Below are 1,382 nucleotides of genomic sequence, written 5' to 3' on the forward strand. Positions count from 1 at the left end.
CCACTTCCCCACTTCCCCACTTCCCCCTCTCCGGCGCTTCCTACACCCTTCCATTACCCATAGCTTGTCCGGCGAGATAACCAGTGGTCCAAGCGCTTTGAAAATTAAATCCCCCCGTGACTCCATCGATATCTAGTACCTCCCCGGCAAAATATAACCCCGGACAGATTTTGCTTTCCATAGTTTTAAAATCCACTTCCTGAAGATTCACTCCCCCAGAGGTGACAAATTCCTCCTTAAACACCCCTTTTCCTTTGATTTGATATTCCCCTTGCTGTAATTCAATCATTAATCGATTGAGAGTATTTTTAGATAATTCGGCCCAGGGAGTTTCCGAGTTAACAGTCAAGTAACTTAATAAACTCTGCCAAAGACGCTTAGGTAACTGCTCAAAGGGACAATAATTAAAAAGTTTTCTTTTGGGATATTCACTTTTAGTTTGTAAGATAATTTCCCGCAATTTTTCAGGATGATAATCCCCTAACCAATTAATTATTAAAGGCATTCGGTAATGATGCTCGTGAAGTAACCGCGCTCCCCAAGCAGAAAGTTTTAAAATAGCCGGTCCACTAACTCCCCAATGGGTAATTAACAAGGGTCCGATTTGTTCTAATTTACTTCCCCCAAGACGAACGCGCACTTTATCCACAGTAACCCCTAACAAATCTTTCAGACGAGGATCGGCAATTTGAAAGGTAAATAAAGAAGGGACAGGAGAGACTAGAGAATGACCTAAATCTTGAGCGGTGCGATAACCAAAAGGACTACTTCCCGTAGCAATTAACAGCTTATCTGCTCTAATTTGCTCATCTCTCTTTAATTCAATTAAAAAACTTTCTTCCTGTTTTTTTACCGATTTAACTGGGGAATTTAGCCTTAAATCAACCCCAGCAAAAGTCGCACTTTCCCGCAGACAATTAACAATAGTTTCAGAATTATCGGTGCTGGGAAACATTCGTCCATCCGCTTCTGTTTTTAGTTTTACCCCCCGCAATTCAAACCATTTAATAGTATCTTGGGGTTGAAACCGACTAAAAGCTCCCCGTAGTGCTTTGCCACCGTGAGGATAATAATTAACCAATTGGGAAACATCAAAACAATGATGGGTGACATTACAGCGTCCCCCTCCCGAAATCCGCACTTTCGCAAGGGGTTCTTTTGCCGCTTCTAGGATAGTAACGCCAGCTTTTGGGTTAGATTCTGCCGCTTTAATTGCGCCAAAAAATCCCGCTGCCCCGCCACCAATTACGACTATTTGAGTCATATAAGTAAGTGGTTATAATTAAATTGAAGATAAATTTTGTCTTTGATACCCCCTTAATCCCCCCTTGATAAGGGGGGTGCCGATACCCCCTTAATCCCCCCTTGATAAGGGGGGTGTC

General features: G+C 42.5%; 1 protein-coding gene. It reads right to left on the bottom strand.

The features are described from left to right. Window positions 1–40: 40 nt before the first annotated feature. Window positions 41–1,264 (bottom strand): NAD(P)/FAD-dependent oxidoreductase, encoded by a 1,224-nt coding sequence (locus IQ242_RS24785; protein WP_193961782.1) that lies wholly within the window; start codon window positions 1,262–1,264, stop codon window positions 41–43. Window positions 1,265–1,382 lie beyond the last annotated feature (118 nt).

The sequence above is a fragment of the Microcystis sp. LEGE 08355 genome (assembly GCF_015207185.1).
GTDB classification, from domain to species: domain Bacteria; phylum Cyanobacteriota; class Cyanobacteriia; order Cyanobacteriales; family Microcystaceae; genus Microcystis; species Microcystis panniformis.